At 60.8% G+C, this 14,576-nt stretch carries 15 protein-coding genes and 1 pseudogene; 8 read left to right on the top strand and 8 right to left on the bottom strand.

Annotation, left to right across the window (positions count from 1 at the left end):
• Nucleotides 1–36: 36 nt before the first annotated feature.
• Both OKW44_RS15320 and OKW44_RS15315 read right to left on the bottom strand, forming a co-directional pair.
• Nucleotides 37–460, bottom strand: a pseudogene (locus OKW44_RS15320) (MarR family winged helix-turn-helix transcriptional regulator).
• Nucleotides 461–543: 83 nt separating this feature from the next.
• Complete coding sequence (locus tag OKW44_RS15315; protein WP_018423513.1) at nucleotides 544–966, bottom strand: MarR family winged helix-turn-helix transcriptional regulator; 423 nt, start codon at nucleotides 964–966, stop codon at nucleotides 544–546.
• Nucleotides 967–1,384: 418 nt separating this feature from the next.
• Between OKW44_RS15315 and OKW44_RS15310 the strand changes: the two genes are divergently transcribed.
• The 4 genes from OKW44_RS15310 to OKW44_RS15295 are packed head-to-tail and all read left to right on the top strand — an operon-like array spanning nucleotide 1,385 to nucleotide 5,509.
• Nucleotides 1,385–3,730 (top strand): TonB-dependent receptor, encoded by a 2,346-nt coding sequence (locus tag OKW44_RS15310; protein ID WP_018423514.1) that lies wholly within the window; start codon nucleotides 1,385–1,387, stop codon nucleotides 3,728–3,730.
• Nucleotides 3,731–3,751: 21 nt separating this feature from the next.
• Nucleotides 3,752–4,378, top strand: coding sequence for a MotA/TolQ/ExbB proton channel family protein (locus OKW44_RS15305; protein WP_018423515.1), 627 nt, complete (start codon nucleotides 3,752–3,754; stop codon nucleotides 4,376–4,378).
• The gene (locus OKW44_RS15300) at nucleotides 4,375–4,773 is read left to right on the top strand and encodes an ExbD/TolR family protein (protein ID WP_018423516.1); all 399 of its coding nucleotides are present in this window, start codon (nucleotides 4,375–4,377) and stop codon (nucleotides 4,771–4,773) included. Before OKW44_RS15305 ends, OKW44_RS15300 begins: the two co-directional genes overlap by 4 nt.
• Nucleotides 4,766–5,509 carry an energy transducer TonB gene (locus OKW44_RS15295; RefSeq protein WP_239499223.1) on the top strand — a complete coding sequence of 248 codons (744 nt, stop codon included), beginning with the start codon at nucleotides 4,766–4,768 and terminating at the stop codon, nucleotides 5,507–5,509. Before OKW44_RS15300 ends, OKW44_RS15295 begins: the two co-directional genes overlap by 8 nt.
• Before the next feature lie 132 nt (nucleotides 5,510–5,641).
• Here OKW44_RS15295 and OKW44_RS15290 read toward each other — a convergent pair whose 3' ends face one another.
• Together OKW44_RS15290 and OKW44_RS15285 are read right to left on the bottom strand one after the other, a co-directional pair.
• On the bottom strand, nucleotides 5,642–6,454 hold the full coding sequence (locus tag OKW44_RS15290) for a DUF4377 domain-containing protein (protein ID WP_026226357.1): 813 nt from the start codon (nucleotides 6,452–6,454) through the stop codon (nucleotides 5,642–5,644).
• A 273-nt stretch (nucleotides 6,455–6,727) separates the two neighbouring features.
• Complete coding sequence (locus OKW44_RS15285) at nucleotides 6,728–7,261, bottom strand: DUF8737 domain-containing protein (protein ID WP_018423519.1); 534 nt, start codon at nucleotides 7,259–7,261, stop codon at nucleotides 6,728–6,730.
• 88 nt (nucleotides 7,262–7,349) lie between these two features.
• Here OKW44_RS15285 and OKW44_RS15280 point away from each other — a divergent pair, with 88 nt between their 5' ends.
• The gene (locus OKW44_RS15280; RefSeq protein ID WP_018423520.1) at nucleotides 7,350–8,282 is read left to right on the top strand and encodes a LysR family transcriptional regulator; all 933 of its coding nucleotides are present in this window, start codon (nucleotides 7,350–7,352) and stop codon (nucleotides 8,280–8,282) included.
• A 27-nt stretch (nucleotides 8,283–8,309) separates the two neighbouring features.
• On the opposite strand, the gene OKW44_RS37005 is transcribed toward OKW44_RS15280, so the two are convergent.
• On the bottom strand, nucleotides 8,310–8,558 hold the full coding sequence (locus OKW44_RS37005) for a transposase (protein ID WP_018423521.1): 249 nt from the start codon (nucleotides 8,556–8,558) through the stop codon (nucleotides 8,310–8,312).
• A gap of 99 nt (nucleotides 8,559–8,657) precedes the next feature.
• Here OKW44_RS37005 and OKW44_RS15270 point away from each other — a divergent pair, with 99 nt between their 5' ends.
• Nucleotides 8,658–9,974, top strand: a complete 1,317-nt coding sequence (locus tag OKW44_RS15270) for an IS701 family transposase (RefSeq protein WP_018423394.1) — start codon at nucleotides 8,658–8,660, stop codon at nucleotides 9,972–9,974.
• Nucleotides 9,975–10,204: 230 nt separating this feature from the next.
• Here OKW44_RS15270 and OKW44_RS15265 read toward each other — a convergent pair whose 3' ends face one another.
• Nucleotides 10,205–10,672, bottom strand: coding sequence for a universal stress protein (locus tag OKW44_RS15265; RefSeq protein ID WP_018423522.1), 468 nt, complete (start codon nucleotides 10,670–10,672; stop codon nucleotides 10,205–10,207).
• A gap of 183 nt (nucleotides 10,673–10,855) precedes the next feature.
• Nucleotides 10,856–11,041: a hypothetical protein gene (locus OKW44_RS15260; RefSeq protein ID WP_084754338.1), complete on the bottom strand. Its 186-nt coding sequence runs from the start codon at nucleotides 11,039–11,041 to the stop codon at nucleotides 10,856–10,858.
• A gap of 1,039 nt (nucleotides 11,042–12,080) precedes the next feature.
• On the opposite strand from OKW44_RS15260, the gene OKW44_RS15255 reads away from it, so the two are divergent.
• Nucleotides 12,081–12,815 carry an AAA family ATPase gene (locus tag OKW44_RS15255; protein ID WP_018423523.1) on the top strand — a complete coding sequence of 245 codons (735 nt, stop codon included), beginning with the start codon at nucleotides 12,081–12,083 and terminating at the stop codon, nucleotides 12,813–12,815.
• A 242-nt stretch (nucleotides 12,816–13,057) separates the two neighbouring features.
• On the opposite strand, the gene OKW44_RS15250 is transcribed toward OKW44_RS15255, so the two are convergent.
• Nucleotides 13,058–13,540: a cupin domain-containing protein gene (locus tag OKW44_RS15250; protein WP_018423524.1), complete on the bottom strand. Its 483-nt coding sequence runs from the start codon at nucleotides 13,538–13,540 to the stop codon at nucleotides 13,058–13,060.
• 305 nt (nucleotides 13,541–13,845) lie between these two features.
• On the opposite strand from OKW44_RS15250, the gene OKW44_RS15245 reads away from it, so the two are divergent.
• Nucleotides 13,846–14,559, top strand: a complete 714-nt coding sequence (locus tag OKW44_RS15245; RefSeq protein ID WP_018423525.1) for a DUF4396 domain-containing protein — start codon at nucleotides 13,846–13,848, stop codon at nucleotides 14,557–14,559.
• Nucleotides 14,560–14,576: the final 17 nt, after the last annotated feature.

Here is a 14,576-nt window from a genome sequence, read left to right as displayed (position 1 = left end):
GCAGTGCGCCGGCCTCCGCTACCTTCAGCGTTTATGTCAAAGCAAATCCCGGGTGATGGCAGACAACTCGGTGCGCAGCGCTGCCGCGCGCTCCTCGCCGAAGCGGTGTTCGAATTCGGCCTGTGCGGCATACCAGTGCGCGCGGCCCGCAGCCAAGCGCTCTTCGCCTTCGGCGGTCAGCGAGATCAGCAGCGCGCGCGCATCCGCGCCCATTGCCTCGCTCGATACCATTCCGTCGCGTCGCAGTGGCTGGATCGTACGGACCAGCGTGGTGCGCTGCATGCGCATGGCCTCGGCGATCTGCTTCATCGTCATCGGACCGGTGCGCTTCAGGCGCCCCCAGCAGAGAAAACTGCGTGATGGTCAGCCCGACATTCGACAGATGCCGGTCGTAGATCTGCGATACGTGACGCGCGGCCTGGCGGATCGCAAAGCAGTCGTCGTCGAAAAGCGCTTCCATTCGCTTCACTTCCTTTGCTAGTTAGTGCATATGCACATTAAGCGGCGTCATAAAACCCGCCGAAGCGGGTTCCTACGCGCGATCTAATCGGTGATGCTGAACAGCTCGGTACGCAGCGTCTTTGCGCGGGCGCGGCCGAACTTCTTTTCGAATTCGTCCTGCGCGGCGCGCCATGCGACGGAGGCCTGATCGAACGTCGTCTCGCCTTTTTCCGTCAGGCTGAACAGCAACGTGCGGTTGTCGTGGTCCGCCGCCTCGGCCAGCACGAGGCCGTCGCGCTGCAGCGGCTTCATCGCGCGGACCAGCGTGGTGCGCTCCATCACCATCGCGTCCGCGAGCTCCGCCATAGGCAGGTTCGGTGTGCGCGCGAGCTTCGCGAGGATCGTGAACTGCGCAGCGGTCAGCCCGACGCCGCTGAGATGGCGCTCGTACATCTGCGTGACGTGCCGCGCCGCCTGGCGCAGCGCGAAACAGTTGCATTCGTCGTAGGAGAGAGGACGGTTCATGGAGCGAAGTCTATGTGTGCATATGCACTGTGTCAAGTTTTTCGAATGGCAACGGGCAAATGCCGCACCCGTTGCGCTACTGCGGCCTTCAATCTTGCCGCTTGCCAGCTATAATTGTTATGTTATAACATGACCAAAAATTGGCGCTCCAGCCCTGCCGTTTTTCACACGGTCCCACTGCGACGTCCAACAAAATCCGTCCGACCTATGAGCGGACAGTCCATGCTCAACGACCACTTATGACCGTCATCTCCATTACCGTTCTCATCGAAAAGTAGGCCTGATCGACGGGCCTGCTATCGCGCGTCGTCAACTTCCAGTTCGCCTGTCCTTCCCCTGCCGGCCAGGGGCGAGGTGGGTGAGCTTTTGCCGAACGCTTCTGTTCATCAATTCATCGTCCTTAGCGCAAGCAACAACAATGAAAAAACGCACACTGACCACACAGGCGGCGATCGTGTTCTGTACCGCCATCTCGAACGCATGGGGCGCGCCAGGCAACGCCATGTTGACGGGCACGGTCTCCGATCCCGCGGGCCATCCCGTCGCTCACGCGAAAGTGGAGGTACAGGACGCGAGCGGCGCCTCCATCGGCGCGTCGAACACGGACACGTCGGGCCACTTCTCGATCGACGGCGTGGCACCCGGCACGTATGCGGTCGTCGTCACCGCGGCCGGTTTTGCAAGCGGCAGCAGCATCGCGACCGCCCAGTCCGGCGCCCCGGCGAGCGTCAGCGTACAACTGCAAAAGAGCGACACACTCGACGTGCAGGTCAACGCACAACGTCTGAACGCTGCCCGCAACGGCTTGCTGCCCGAAACGGGCAGCAGCGTCTATCGCTTCACGCAGGCGGATATCGCCACGATGCCGGCGGGCGCGAACACGCCGCTCAATCAGGTGCTGCTGCAAGCGCCCGGCGTCGCCAACGACTCGTACGGCCAGTTGCACGTGCGCGGCGAGCACGCCAATCTGCAATACCGGATCAACGGCATCATCATTCCGGAGCCGATCAGCGGCTTCGGCCAGTCGCTCGACACGCGCATCATCGATCAATTGAACCTGCTCACGGGCGCCCTGCCCGCGCAGTACGGCTACCGCACGGCCGGTATCGTCGACATCCGCACCAAATCGGGCGACATGGCCAGCGGCGGCTCGATCGACGTATTCGGCGGCAGCCATCAGACCGTCAAAACGAGCGCCGACGTGTTCGGCAGCGAGGGACCGTTCAGCTACTACCTGAGCGGCTCGCTCGGCATGAACAATCTCGGCATCGAGAATCCGACGGCGAGCGCCAGTGCGATTCACGATCACACGCGCCAGGGCAATGCATTCGGCTATCTGTCGTATCTGATCAATCCGCTCACTCGTGTGAGTCTGTTGTTCGGCGCGACCAGCAACCAGTTCGAGATTCCGAACACGCCGGGGCTCACGCCGAACTTCGCGCTCAACGGCCAAAGCACGTTTGATTCGTCGCAACTGAACGAAACGCAATCGGAGCTCAACAATTTCGCGGCGGTCGCGCTTCAAGGCACCAACGGCGGCGCGCTCGATTACCAGGTCGCCTTCTTTACCCGCTATACGCGCACGAAGTTCAACCCCGATCCGATCGGCGACCTGATGTTCAACGGCGTAGCATCGGAGGACTTTCATAGCAACACAGCCAACGGCGTGCAGGTCGATACGACCTGGCGCATCAACGACAGGCACACGGTTCGCGCGGGTGTCTTCTTCCAGCAGGAACACGCGGTATTCGACAATAACGTGGCTGTGTTCCCCGCCGACGCGGACGGCAACCAGCTCTCCGACGTGCCCTTCAACATCCAGGACAGCAGCAGCAAGACCGGCTATCTGTACAGCCTGTACGCGCAGGACGAATGGAAGCTGACCGACCGGCTCACGCTGAACTATGGCTTGCGCTACGACCGGATGGACGAGTACACGAGCGCGAGCCAGTTGAGCCCGCGCGTCGGCCTCGTGTACACGCTCACGCCGTCGACGACGCTGCACGCCGGCTACGCGCGCTACTTCACGCCGCCACCGTTCGAACTCGTGTCCGGCTCGACGATATCGAAGTTCGACGGCACGACGAATCAGAGTTCGGTAACGCAGAACGATCCCGTAAAGCCGGAACGCAGCCACTATTTCGATCTCGGCATCACGCAGAAACTCGGCCCTGCCGTCACGCTCGGACTCGACGCGTACTACAAGAAATCGACCGACCTGCTCGACGAAGGACAGTTCGGTTCCGCTCTGATCTACGCGCCGTTCAACTACCAGTACGGCAGAACGTATGGCGTCGAATTCACCGCCAACTACAAACAGGACAATCTCTCCGCGTATCTGAACCTCGCGTATAGCCGCGCGCAAGGCAAGAACATCAACTCCGCGCAGTTCAATTTCGGTGCGGACGAACTGGCGTACATCTCGAACAACTGGGTGTACCTCGATCACGACCAGCGCGTGACCGCATCGTTCGGCGCGGCATACGACTTCCACCAAACCACCTTCACGTTCGACGGAATCGTCGGCTCCGGCCTGCGCAGCGGCTTTGCGAACACCGACCGCCTGCCCGTCTATGCGCAGTTCAACCTCGGCGTAATTCAGCACTTCAACGAGCCGATGATCGGCAAGTTCGACGCGCGTGTGGTGGTGATCAACGCATTCAACCGCGTGTACGAGTTGCGTGACGGCTCGGGCATCGGCGTCGGCGCGCCGCAGTACGGTCCGCATTTCGCGGTTTATGCGGGCGTGACCAAGTACTTCTGATCGACGGCAGGGAGAATCATCATGCAGGAATGGACAGGCTTTATCGCGGCGATGCGCACCGGCGGATGGATCATGTATCCGCTCAGCGTGCTCGGCGTGCTCGCATTGACCATCATCATCGAGCGGGCGTATGTGTTCGCCCGCTTCGCGAGCGCACCGGCGCGTCTTTTGCAACCCACGTCGTCAGCCGATGACAACCGTCTCGACCGTCTCGCCCCGCACCACGCGTTTCGGCGCATGGCCGCGCCGTGGCTGTCGGAATCAGACTCGCCGCTGTGGCTGCGCGAGGCGTCGACGCAATCGATCGCATCGCAGATCGAGCGCGACATGGGCCGCGGTCTGTGGCTACTGGAGACGATCGTCACGGCGGCGCCGCTGCTCGGTTTGCTCGGCACGATCGTCGGGATGATGAAGTCATTCCAGCTGTTCGGCGGCAATGGGCTCGTCGATCCGGGCGGCGTCACGGGCGGGGTGGCGCAGTCGCTGGTGGCGACCGCGATCGGACTCATCGTCGCGGTCTTCGCACTGTTCGCGTTCAACTATTTTTCACGGCGGCTCGAGCGTCTGATGGATGAACTCGAACTGTTCGCCAACGCGCGACTCAGCGCGCTGCGCCTGCAACAAGAGGCGCGAGGCGAACGCGGATGAAACTCAAACGCTCGCGCGCCTCGCGGCGCGGCCGCATCGAAATCATTCCGATGATCGACGTGATGTTCTTTCTGCTCGCGACCTTCATGCTCGCGTCGCTGGCGATGCAACGTCTCGACGCGGTGCGGATCAATCTGCCTTCGGGACGCGCGCAGCCGATCAGCACTAGCGAGCCGCTCACGATATCGGTGAACGGCAACGACGAGGTCTCGGTCAATCGCCACGTCGTTCGCGCGGATCAGATCGAGCCTGAAGTGAAGCGCCTGCTGCGCGCGGACGGCAACGTCGTCATCGCGGCCGACGATCACGCGGGTCACGGCGCGGTCGTGCAGGCCATGCTCGCGGCGCGACGCGCGGGCGCCGAACACTTTCTGATCGCCGTGCATCGTGAATAAAGCTTGCCGCGAGCTGTCCGAGGCGCACGTTGTGGGAACGCTGCGTACCGCCGTCGCTTGTCTGATCTCGCTGGGTATCTGGCTTCTGGTGCTGGCTGCGCTGTCGTCCGGATTGCTGAAGTCGAGTCAGCCAGCCCCACCGCCTGCTCCAATGGATATGCGCGTGGTCGTGCTCGACGAGCCTGCGCCGCCTGAATCCCGTCCGTCGCAAACTCCGGTTGCGGTTCCAGCCGAACAGGCGCCACGGCACGCGCAGACGCAATCGCGTACCTCAGCGCATCGCGCGATGCCGCCTGTGCCAACCAGGCCGCAGACGCTGACGACGCCCGCTGCCGCAGCGCCGTCGGCACCGGTTGCTAGTCAGACACAACGCCCGTCGCAAGATGATCATCCGGAACAAACGGCCGCCGCGGAATCGCAGCAATCATCCGCACAGCGCGACGCCGCTCCAGCCGCCTCGGCAAGCTCCAACACCGCCGCCCGCTCCATATCGCAACCGCTACCGACGCTGCCCGACGACTTGCGCGAGCAGGCCTATCAGACGATCGCGACAGCCCGCTTCACGATCCACGCCGACGGCTCCGTCGATGTCGAGCTCATTCACGCGACGCCGAACCCCCGTCTCAATCAACTGCTGCTCGAAACGTTGCGGCGCTGGCGCTTTTTTCCCGCGCTGCGCGATGGCCGGCCCGTCGAAAGCACGCAAAACATCCGCGTGCATTTCAACGTCAGTTGAACAGCGCCTACTGGCTTGCACAGGTGAAATTCGCCGCGACGTTCACGTCTACAGTGAGCCTCGTTGCGTACATCGCAACCAACGTCGACCCAGGAGGCCGCCAATGTGTCTGGCGGCACGTTTGAAGAGTCGTTACTGCCCCACCTTCTCCGATTCGACGACCAGGTCCAGCACATATGCGACCGACGGCCCATCGGCAGGCGGGTTCCTGACTGTGAAACGCTTCACGCGCACGACGTTACGGATGCCCGGCATGTGCGTATAGCCTTCGATATCCTGATTCAACGGATGCCACGGACCAGGCGTGCCGGTCGCCAGGCCCTGCTCGTCGAAGAAGCGATCGCGCACGAGCAGACATTGCGCGTTCGGCATCAACGGATGGTTGCACGGCACGGACTGCGCCGCTACTTCAAGGAACGCTATTTGACCGGGGCTGCCGTAGCGCGTCTCGGCCGTGGGCACACCGGTAAAGCTCAGCGTGTCGCCGCTATAGGTGATCAGTTGCAGGCTCGGCGCGTTGTCCCGCGCGAGCAGGGTCACGTCGACGCTGCCGCGCACACGCTGCGAGATCGCATCGTCGAGTGCGGCAAGCGCGGCATCGTGGCAGGCCATCATCGTGCTGACCATCGGGCCGATCTGCAAATGCCCTTTCCTGACGGTGTAACCCGCTCCCATGCTGTTGCAGCCATTGACGACGGTGATCCGGTACGGACTGAAGTCGAGCTGCACTGGCCTGTCTGGGCGGACGAACAGGGCATCGATGTGCGTGCCATTGCGATCGATCGCGTTCTTCAGTTGCCAGTGGTACCGCGTCAGCAGATCGGTGCCGGTCGGCGACGCCGGGTTGGCGGCCGCCGTGGTTGCCGATGGCGCCGGCGCTGTCACTTCCGGTGCCTGTGCGCAGGCGGCGAGAACGAGCGGCAGCAATAGCATGCAGTATTTCACGTCGGCACCTCGCTGAATTCAGTGGTCGTTCCGGGCGTTTGCTCGCGTCGTCGGGCCGAGGGACGCGAGAATCAGGTCGCATGCACGAAAGCCGGAAGTGCCAGTGAAGGGTACCACCCGGCCGCATCAGTCCGGGTTTGCGCACCTGCTTCGTTCAGGCCGCGAGCATCGACTCGACGACCGACAGCATAACGCAGGTGGAAGGCGTAAAAGCGCCGCTCGATGTCGATCGGATTCCTCGTTACGTGGCCGAACTGCGGCCAGTGCAGCAGGCTACGCCTGGGAAATGTCACGGCCGACGGAAGGACGGGCGTGATGCCGCTTCAGTCGAGGGCGCAACATCAGATAGAAGGCGGCACCATGCGTGATCGCCAGCGTCGGCACATAGATGATCGGAATCGCGTACAAGGCGCCCAGCTCGCCTGCATGCGCGGGCAGATCGGCCGCGGTTGCGTGGTAGTAGTCGATGATCAGGTCGGCCATACCAACAAGATTGAAAGCGACGACGAACGACCAGAAAAGCGGACGTATCCGGGCCGTCAGCAACGCCAGCATCGCCAGCACTCCCGTGGCGAAATCCCCATAGGCGGCGAACACGGCGAAGCTCGCGGACAGTTGCGGACTGACGACACCAGGCAACAGAAAGGCGAGCCCGAAGAAGCGGAAGCTGTGCAACGTGGCGATCGCGCGTTGCGCGTCGAATGGAGCCATCGACTTGAGCTTCGGCCACATGTAGGTGCCGAAGCACAGCAGCCAGGCGACATAGCCCAAAACGAGGTGCAACTGGAACAGAAGTCGCGGTGACATGGTGCCTCCTTGTCAAATGTTGGATGCGCAGGTGTAAGGTGTACCATCATCTCGCGCGGGTGACTATTCCTCACAATGTTGACAGGCTATGAAGCAGAACTTCACAGTCAGGCAGGGCGCGCTCGACGGCGTCGAAGTGTTCCTCAGCGTTGCCGAGCATCGCAGCTTTCGCGGGGCCGCTGCGCAACTGGGCGTGACGCCGTCGGCCGTCAGTCAGGCGGTGCGTGTGCTCGAAGCCCGCCTCGGTGCGACGCTCTTCATCCGCACCACGCGCAGCGTCGGCTTGACCGAAGCCGGCGAGCGCTTTCTCGCTCGCGCCAAGCCCGCCTTCGAGGAACTCATCGCCGCCAGCGAGGTGGCGCGCGGACTCGGCGAGCGACCGTCCGGCCTGTTGCGTCTTTCCGTGCCGCGTGCAGTCGTGCCGATCCTGCTGGAGCCGCTGATCGCGTCATTCTGCAAGGCCAATCCCGAGGTCGAGGTGGAAATAGCGGCCAGCAAAGAACTGATCGATCTCGCGATGGAAGGCTTCGACGCCGGCATCCGGCTCGGTCAGTTCGTCGCCGCCGACATGGTCGCGGTGCCGCTCACGGCGCCGTTCCGATTTGTCGTCGTGGGAAGTCCCGACTATTTCGCGGCGCGCGGCCGCCCCGAGCAAATGGACGATCTGCGCAAGCATGCGTGCATTCGATGGCGGCGCTCCAGCGGCGCGCTCGCGTTGTGGTCGTTCAACGATAACGGCCAGCCGATCGAGATCGCCGTCTCCGGTCCTTTCATCGCCAGCGATTTCCCGAGCGTGCTGGGCGCGGCGATCGAAGGCATTGGCCTTGCCCAGCTACCCGAGCCGATGGCCGCCGAGGGGTTGCGAACGGGAAAGCTGGTGGACGTTCTGAAGGCGTACGCGCCGATGGTCCCGGGCGTGTTTCTCTACTATCCGAGCCGCCGCCAGATCATGCCGAAGCTGCGTGCGTTCATCGATCATGTGAAGAGCCGCGCGACGCGATCGATGCCTGGCGATAGTTGACGAAGTTGATGATGTCGTCGAGGAAGCTCAAAGGTCTGCGCATAGCCGTCGCTTGGACCGGACACCGAAGCAGTAACCCACGATCAGCATGCGAATCATGAGCTCCGGCGTTTCGGCAGCGAGCTGATAGGCGCGGCTATGCGAGCTTTTGTTCGTCGACGCAAGCGTTCTCAGCGCCTCCACGCTCAAGCCGCTTCCAGCTTGCTCGATCGGTCGCGTCTGTCCTGAGCCCATCATCTGCAGCAGTTTCCCAGCTTTGATCTTTTGCAATTTCATGATTCTCCAGTGTTGCCCTAATCTTACTGTGTCATAAAATCCATTTGTAGCGACGCGATACCTGGTAGTATTGAATAATAGAGACTTCGGGTGATCGCGATGAGAGAAGATGTCGACGAATTTGACGCGTATCTGAATCATCTGGCGCAGGCGTTAGGGCACGCCGATCGCCATGCCGGCCTCAAGGGTTACTGTTCGGGCTTGGTAATGCCGTTGTCACGCAAGAGCGTCGAGCCGATGGCCGCGCATATTGACCCAGTTCACGCGAGTGCGAAACACCAGTCACTCCATCATTTTGTGGCCAAGGCAGAATGGTGTGACCGGGCGGTCCTTGAGCGGGTACGCGAATGGGTGATGCCCGCGTTAGGCCTGCACGCTGCTGAAGAGGCTGGCTATTACTGGATTATTGACGACACGGGCTTCCCGAAGAAGGGCAAGCATTCGGTTGGCGTAGCGCGGCAATACTGTGGGCAACTGGGCAAACAGGATAACTGTCAGATCGCCGTGAGCCTGTCGATCGCGACACAACGCGGCAGCCTGCCGATTGCCTGGCAGTTGTATGTCCCCAAGGAATGGATTGACGACCGGGAACGTGCCCGTCGTGCGGGCATTCCCGACGATCTGGCTTTCGAGACCAAGCCACAGATTGCGCTGGCCCAGCTTCGCGAGGCTATAGCATCCGGCGTTGCGCCGGGCATCGTGCTGGCCGATGCCGGGTACGGCGACGAAACCGCTTTCCGGAATGGCGTAACGGAACTGGGTTTGTTGTACGCGGTAGGGATCCGGCCGGGCACCTCTGTGTGGACACGAGGTACGGCGCCCCTTCCGCCCAGGCCCTGGAGCGGGCGCGGCAAGCCACCGACATTGTTGCGCCGTGCGCCCGGCCACGAGCCGATCGCCGTGAAGGAACTGGCCATGCAATTACCCGTGGACGCCTGGCAATCCGTAACCTGGCGCGAAGGTAGCAACGCAGCACTTTCCTCGCGCTTTGCCGCCGTGCGGGTTCGTCCCGCACATCGCGACTATTGGCGAAGTACCGTTCGCGACGAAGAATGGCTGCTCATTGAATGGCCTGAGGGCGATACGGAGCCGCTCAAATACTTTCTCACTACCGCCCCTGAGGAGGCGACACTTGAGCAGCTTGTGTTCGTGACCAAGATGCGCTGGCGCATCGAACGCGACTATCAGGACCTGAAACAGGAGTTCGGGCTTGGTCATTATGAAGGGCGTGGCTGGCGTGGCTTTCACCACCACGCCACACTGAGTATCGCTGCGTATGGGTTTCTGATCGCTCAGCGACTCCGAATGCAATCAGATGGACGCGATAAAAAAAACTTCCTTGAACGCGCGCTGCCTGCCCTTCCCTCGGATTACATCCCCCGGGGCAGTCCAGCGCGCTCAACGCCACGTTCCTGATTCCATTACTACGTTACGCATCCTGCTTGGACAAAGACTCATGCAACGATGGCTCTCCTCCTGTACGACAATAGAGCGTGCATTAGTTATGTGACACAGTAGTACTAACGGGCTGTAAATGACCGGAGAGAGATCGGGTGAGCACTCGACGAGCGCTGGCCGGAAGACGCCATAGGCGCTACGTGGTCGCAATCGCGCAAGCCGTGTGCGTGATTGGCCAGGCGCGGATTTTATGCCGATGGTGCTTCGCTCTCATGCCGCGATTTTTTCATCGTCGCCGGATCGCGCACGATGGTGACCGCGCACGGCGCGTAGGCGAGCACCTGGCGGGCGACCGAACCGATCAGCCAGCGATCGAACGGCGTATGTCCGCGATGCCCCACCACGAGATGGTCGATAGCATGCCGTTCCGCGTACAGCACGATCTCCTTTGCCGGCGGGCCGACCACGAGATCGAACTCCACGGCCCCGATCGAAGCGGCCAGCTTCGCCTTGATGTCGTCGAGGATCGCGGTGGCATGGCGCACTTCCAGATCGATCAGACTTTTTCGCTCAACTTCTATCGCACCCCAGTCCGGCGTGCGCGCGACGACGAGCACATGCAAGCGCGCGTCGAAACGCTTCGCGAGATCGACCGCGAAAGCAACGGCATATTGCGCGGACGCCGACCCGTCATAACCTACCAGCACGTTCTGCATGATCTGCTCCTGTGCGGTTCAACCTGGGCCGTGACTTTGTTGGACGAAATGCATCGAGCCATTTGCGTGAACCGCGAGCGCTCTCCCCGACTTCACGGCGTCGGCGCGAAAGCATGTGCGATCCACTCGCGAACCTGCCGTGTGGATTGTCATGCGGACGACGTCGGCACCGGCGGTGTTGAATCAGTTGTCGTCGCTTCTGGACGGAAGGTGTTCGTGAGGCTCGGGCTCTGCCGCGTCGGCGTTAGGAAGGTCGTCTGGGGCCGGATTTTGCAGGCCCTTCGGATCGGGCTGGCGAGTCTTGCCGGCGGAAGTTTGCGCGGGGTCGAGAGAGGTGCCGGTCGGCTCAGCGGATGGATTGGAGGTCATGATGTGCTCCTGCGCTGATGAATGCAGCTTCTATCATCATAGTTCACCTAGCCGATTTGAGTGATACGCGCTGTCACGCCAGCACTACTGTCACGCCCGCCGGCTGTTTCCTAGCCACGCTAACCACAGGATCGCCCCGCGCGCCTTTTGTTGCCGCTGGCGGTGCACGCAAGCGGGCATACCGAGGAAAATTCCGCGTTCCGAACCACACCGAAAAGCACAGGAAGAAACGCCCGCTGGCCCTCGTGAGGACGCGGGCGGGAGTCGTAGGTTGATGGAATGTTTGCACATAGCCTTACTGCGGGCCGGCGCCCTGCTTGAAAGCACCGGACGGCAACTGCCAGTTACCAGACTAGCGATAGTTCACGAAGTCGATCAGGTCATTGAGGAACCAGGGCAGAATAAGTTGCGTGTCGGAATAGCTGGTGCCGACAGTGAGTCTCGGTGGTCTTGACGTGGAGTCAGCGGACGATGCGCCGTCTGGAGCGTGCAGAAAGTAGGCGTGCGTATCGACCGCCGGCTGATTGTTCGCCGGAGTCGCTGTGCAGCCGGTAGCGAGAACGACGAGAACTGCTGCCAAGCAACGGGACTTCATGAGCGGGCCAACTCCGGCGACGTTTTCTACATTATGGCTGAACTCACTTGGATACCGGCAACGAACTGAACCCGCCATCGCAAATTCAACACCGTTACACCCCGTGCGGTCCGATGTGCGGCCGCCGACGACGATCGTCCCAGGGAGCTACACAATAGACCGAACCGCCTGAGTGCGCGACTTTCGCCGCCTTGATGTAATCACCCGGTGGGAGCAGCAATCGCAGGGCTTATCTGGACCGCGGAGCCACAGCGAAGGAACGTGATGGCCAGATTGCCGGCGCGAATTCGCTAGACCGACGCGGATGTCGCCAGCCGGCCCAAAAGCGGTCCACCAGATCCTGCGCGAGGATCGCCGACAATCGCGCCGGGAGCCTGGGTTGCGGACGCATTTCGACAACAACTGTCTATGAGACAATCGAATTCTCCTTCGATTGGCGTCGCCATGGCTCTCGAACCCAAACCCTACCTGCAACAAGTGTCTTTGCGCGATGACCTCGAATTTGATTTCGAGGCTTTTCCTTTATCGCTCCCGGCTGTCCGTGAATTGGGTACTTTAGAGTTTCATCCCGACGTTACATTTTTCGTCGGGGAAAACGGGTCTGGCAAATCGACCGTTGTTGAAGCAATTGCTGTGGCACTTGGATTCGGACCTGAGGGCGGAACAAAGAGCGTTCAATTTCGTACTGCCGATACGGTTTCTTCTCTTCATGCGATGCTTAGATTAAGAAAGAGTTTCCGCAAGCCGTCCGATTCATACTTTCTACGGGCCGAAAGCTTTTACAACGTTGCAACTTATATGGATGAGGTGGACTACCTCAAAGGCTATGGCGGTCGGTCGCTTCATAAGGTTTCACACGGCGAATCGTTTATGGCCACAATTTTGAATAAGCTTCGCGGAAATGGTTTGTATATTATGGATGAGCCAGAATCCGCTCTCTCCCCAACTCGCCAGCTAGCGGCGTTGTCCGCCATTCATAAGCTTGTTCAGGATGAATCGCAATTCATTATTGCAACACACTCGCCCATTCTTCTTGCTTATCCGCGGGCAAAAATCTATCAATTTGATTCATCCGGGATCTACGAAATAGATTACGAAGATACCGAGCATTACGCGATCACACGCGATTTTTTGAATCATTACTCCAAGCGCCTTGGTGACTTGCTCGAGGATCACTAAATCGGTCTCGCTTCGCATCGTCGGGCAGCGCTAACCGGTTGTCGATATCCGGTGCAGAGTCGGGACGATAGCTGCTTCAATGACCGCTCCCGGAAAAAATGGAGGTCTCTTCCGGGGCCATGAGCGTCATTCGCCCGCACCGTTGCGCGGACGTTCAGATGTCGGATCCACCCAGCGAGCGGCCATTCAATTCGCGAGGACGAATTGTGCTTCATCGGCCATTGCGGTCATCCGCGTAAGCCTCAGTCCGGCATCCCGTTATGGTCGCCGAGTGGTCTAGCGGGCCAGTCCACCCAGCGGTCCGCGCGGGTAAGTTCGTGCGCTTCGTTGAGCGGGTAACGAATACGGTTGTCGTCGCGCGGACGTTCGCCGATCACCATCAGCCTGACTTCGTCCTTCGTATTGTTGATGAAGGTGTGGCAGATTCCGGTGCCTGCCGGAAATGCGACGGAATCGCCTTCAGCAATGGGATGCAGCACGCCGTCGATCCAGACATCGGGCTTGCCCTCGAGCACGTACACAAACTCCTGCTCGGTACTTTCTGCATGCGGATATGACGTCCGCCGGCCTGGCAGAAGCCTCACATGATGAATGCCAATACGCGTAATGCCGAGTGCGGCGGAAAGCGGCGCGTCTAACGCCATTGGCTCGGTATCGGCGGGATAGGAATGCGCATCCGGTTCTTCGAGTTCAGTCCAGTGTTTGATGAAATCTGGTCGGCTCATCGGTTGTTCTCCTTTAGGGCGAACATTGATAATAGCGGTTTTGGAATGGACGTTAGCCGTGACTCGCGGCCAATCTCGGCCATGGCCACTTCGGCCGATGACCCGCCGAGCGACTGGCAGGAGTGAATGGCCGCTGTAGTTGGAAGCTGCCGAATATGTGCTGCTGGGTCCACCGTCGGCTCAGGGTCCCATGACCCGACATTGGCTCCGTTGCATTGACTGACCGAAGCGCCTCCAACACCGGTCACCGGATGGGAACGCGGCTTGCTTCCGGCGCGACATCAAGGCCGCCAGCACGAACAGCGATGACCTACGGAACCTTCCCCTCTTGGCTGCACACTCTTTCAGTTGCGTGGATCGTTTTGGGCGCGATCTGTGCCGTCGCCCTCGTGGTCGACGAAGTTGGACACCCGCAGAAGATGTGGATCATGAATCTCGTGTGGCCGCTCACGGCACTGTTCGGTACCGTCATCTGGGTTGCTGCCTACTACGCGTGGGGGCGCAACGCTCCGGACGCCGGGAAGAAGAAAGAGGCGCAGCCGTTCGCAGCGATGGTAATGAAAGGAACCAGTCACTGCGGTGCCGGCTGTACGCTTGGCGACATCATCGTCGAATGGTCAGCTTTCGCCTTTCCCGCCTTGGCGGTCTGGTTCGGGTGGCACACGGTGTTTAACGAAAAAACGTTTGCCGTTTGGATCCCAGACTTTATCGTCGCCTTTCTGATCGGCATCGTGTTTCAGTACTTCACGATCAAACCGATGCGCGGGCTGTCAGTTGGCGCGGGTGTGCTGGCGGCCGCAAAAGCCGATATCGCCTCGATTACGGCGTGGCAGGTCGGCATGTATGGACTCATGGCCGTCATCCAGTTTCTCTGGTTTAAACCGGCTTACGGCGGTATCGCGAAAGTCGCGAGCCCGGAGTTCTGGTTCGCCATGCAGCTCGCCATGCTCGCAGGATTCGCCACCAGCTACCCCGTCAATTGGTGGCTGATCCGTTCAGGGGTGAAGGAGAAGATGTGAATCCGCAGTGCTCCAGG

The organism is Paraburkholderia lebeckiae, assembly GCF_050436325.1.
Lineage (GTDB): Bacteria > Pseudomonadota > Gammaproteobacteria > Burkholderiales > Burkholderiaceae > Paraburkholderia > Paraburkholderia tuberum.
The sequence above is the reverse complement of the archived record's forward strand: the minus strand, read 5'-3'. Positions and strand labels throughout refer to the sequence as shown.

What these genes read in the sequence shown, in the direction of transcription:
- OKW44_RS15305 (WP_018423515.1), top strand. Translation starts at nt 3,752, where the DNA reads ATGCAGGAATGGACAGGCTTTATCGCGGCGATGCGCACCGGCGGATGG.
- OKW44_RS15270 (WP_018423394.1), top strand. Translation starts at nt 8,658, where the DNA reads ATGAGAGAAGATGTCGACGAATTTGACGCGTATCTGAATCATCTGGCG.
- OKW44_RS15310 (WP_018423514.1), top strand. Translation starts at nt 1,385, where the DNA reads ATGAAAAAACGCACACTGACCACACAGGCGGCGATCGTGTTCTGTACC.
- OKW44_RS15265 (WP_018423522.1), bottom strand. Translation starts at nt 10,672, where the DNA reads ATGCAGAACGTGCTGGTAGGTTATGACGGGTCGGCGTCCGCGCAATAT.
- OKW44_RS15250 (WP_018423524.1), bottom strand. Translation starts at nt 13,540, where the DNA reads ATGAGCCGACCAGATTTCATCAAACACTGGACTGAACTCGAAGAACCG.
- OKW44_RS15315 (WP_018423513.1), bottom strand. Translation starts at nt 966, where the DNA reads ATGAACCGTCCTCTCTCCTACGACGAATGCAACTGTTTCGCGCTGCGC.
- OKW44_RS15260 (WP_084754338.1), bottom strand. Translation starts at nt 11,041, where the DNA reads ATGACCTCCAATCCATCCGCTGAGCCGACCGGCACCTCTCTCGACCCC.
- OKW44_RS15280 (WP_018423520.1), top strand. Translation starts at nt 7,350, where the DNA reads ATGAAGCAGAACTTCACAGTCAGGCAGGGCGCGCTCGACGGCGTCGAA.
- OKW44_RS15300 (WP_018423516.1), top strand. Translation starts at nt 4,375, where the DNA reads ATGAAACTCAAACGCTCGCGCGCCTCGCGGCGCGGCCGCATCGAAATC.
- OKW44_RS37005 (WP_018423521.1), bottom strand. Translation starts at nt 8,558, where the DNA reads ATGAAATTGCAAAAGATCAAAGCTGGGAAACTGCTGCAGATGATGGGC.
- OKW44_RS15255 (WP_018423523.1), top strand. Translation starts at nt 12,081, where the DNA reads ATGGCTCTCGAACCCAAACCCTACCTGCAACAAGTGTCTTTGCGCGAT.
- OKW44_RS15245 (WP_018423525.1), top strand. Translation starts at nt 13,846, where the DNA reads ATGACCTACGGAACCTTCCCCTCTTGGCTGCACACTCTTTCAGTTGCG.
- OKW44_RS15285 (WP_018423519.1), bottom strand. Translation starts at nt 7,261, where the DNA reads ATGTCACCGCGACTTCTGTTCCAGTTGCACCTCGTTTTGGGCTATGTC.